Genomic DNA, 269 nt, shown 5'->3' on the forward strand with positions numbered 1-269 from the left:
AAATCGCGTAGTTATCTGAGCCGCTAACGGCCAGGCCGAGTGCCTACTGCCATTTTGCGATCGGCCCAGCTCTTAACATCGCCGACGGTCGTCGCCTTGAGGAACGCGTTCGCCTTGACCAGCTTTTCGCGTGTGGTTCGACCCGTCATGTCAGCGGCGGCCATAACTGAAGCAGCATCGGCAGTTTCTGCGCCGGAAAATAGCGCCACGGCTCCCGCCGGTCCCGCGAAATGGGCGAGGTAGAGAGAACCGGGCGTGACCGGCAGACC

1 pseudogene is annotated in these 269 nt (G+C 61.7%); it reads right to left on the bottom strand.

The annotated features are described in order from the left end of the window. Positions 1-23 precede the first annotated feature (23 nt). Positions 24-269, bottom strand: a pseudogene (locus tag AC0L30_RS43235) (lytic transglycosylase domain-containing protein); the annotation flags it as partial.

Source organism: Bradyrhizobium sp. MI1.11, from assembly GCF_055811255.1.